This is a genomic window from Nocardia acidivorans NBRC 108247 (assembly GCF_001625085.1).
GTDB lineage: Bacteria > Actinomycetota > Actinomycetes > Mycobacteriales > Mycobacteriaceae > Nocardia > Nocardia acidivorans.
On record NZ_BDAW01000104.1, the window covers coordinates 1 to 1,392 of the forward strand.

The window sequence follows — 1,392 nt, forward strand, 5'->3', positions numbered from 1 at the left end:
CGGCGGGCGCGTCGCTTGCGCCGGCCGCGCCGCCGCAACCCTCCGGTCAGCCCGGTATCCGGCTGACCAAGGGAGAGGAGCATTTGCCGATCGATATGCGCAAGCGGTTGTCGCTGCGCAAGGAGCAGGTCGCGGTCAGTCTGGCCAAACGCGGTGTGTCGCAATTGAACGCGCGCGTGATCCTGGTGCTGGACGCCTCCGGTTCGATGACTCCGCTGTACGCGAAACAGCTGGTGCACCGCGTGGTTGAGCGTATGGCCGCGGTCGCCGCGCAGCTGGACGACAATGGCGCGATGCAGGCGTGGACCTTCGCCACCAACCCCGCCCGCCTGCCCGATCTCACCATTGCCGATATGCCGCAGTGGATCTCACTGCATGTGCGCTGCGGCCAGCTCTCCCTCTTCGGCGGTCGTAAGCGCGCCCGCGAGCAGGCCCGGCCCGGGCAGGTCGATATGCGCGCGGTCGGCATCCAGAACGAGGAGCAGAAGGTGATCGCCGAGGTGCGCGCCTACGTGCGCGCCCAACCCCAGTCCACCCCCACCCTGGTCCTGTTCTTCTCCGACGGCGGCGTCTACAAGAACCGCGAAATCGAACAGGAACTCCGAGCCGCCGTGGAGGAACCCATCTTCTGGCAGTTCGTGGGCCTGGGCACCCGCTCCGGCTACGGCGTGCTGGAGCGCCTGGACACCATGTCCGGCCGCCGCGTCGACAATGTCGGCTTCTTCGCCGTGGACGATATCGACCAGATCACCGATGCGGAGCTCTACGACCGCATCCTCGGCGAATTCCCCTCCTGGATAAACGAAGCCACCCGAGCGGGCATCCTGCGCTGATCGAACCGCACTGGGGCGGAAGGCGATCGCCCCGGACCGCGTAGTCCCGGGCACGGAATCGAGTGGTGCGCTACTCGTGCCGTGCGCCGCCTCCCCGAGCAGGCTGCGGGTACACGGTGACCGCGAATCGAGGGGAAGACACCATGTCCCGATCGAGTGGCTCGGAGCAGGAACGCATGGCGGAACTGGCGCACTCCGCGCTGTTGGAGCTGCCGATTCACAGTGTGGATCGGCATGTCAAAGTGCTGTCGTTGATCGGTGAACTGCGACAGCGCGATTCGGTACCGGTCCTGGATCGCTTCGTGTGGTTGGAGATCGCGCGGCTCCTGCCACCGGAGGTGCGGGAGGGAGAATCCGGCGGATCCGCCGAGCGGGTGGAGCCGTTCGTCGGCCTGCAAGCGCGGGCGGCTCAGCTGCTGGTCTGGGTTTCGCGGGGCACACACCTGGATCGGGTCCGCCGGATTCTGTACGAGCATCCCGAGCGCGCGGTGCGGCTCGCCGCCATCGACGCCTGCGTATCCGCCTCCGGGGATGATTCGCGCCTGTTGGGCGCGCTGCG

Annotated in this window: 2 protein-coding genes; both read left to right on the forward strand. The window is 67.5% G+C overall.

All coding sequences use genetic code 11. The features are described 5' to 3' along the window. The coding region (locus NA10_RS33075; protein ID WP_169812691.1) for a vWA domain-containing protein at positions 1-833 on the forward strand (833 nt) is incomplete at its 5' end. 143 nt (positions 834-976) lie between these two features. After that, a partial coding sequence (locus NA10_RS33080; RefSeq protein ID WP_157556917.1) for a hypothetical protein occupies positions 977-1,392 on the forward strand: 416 nt, incomplete at its 3' end.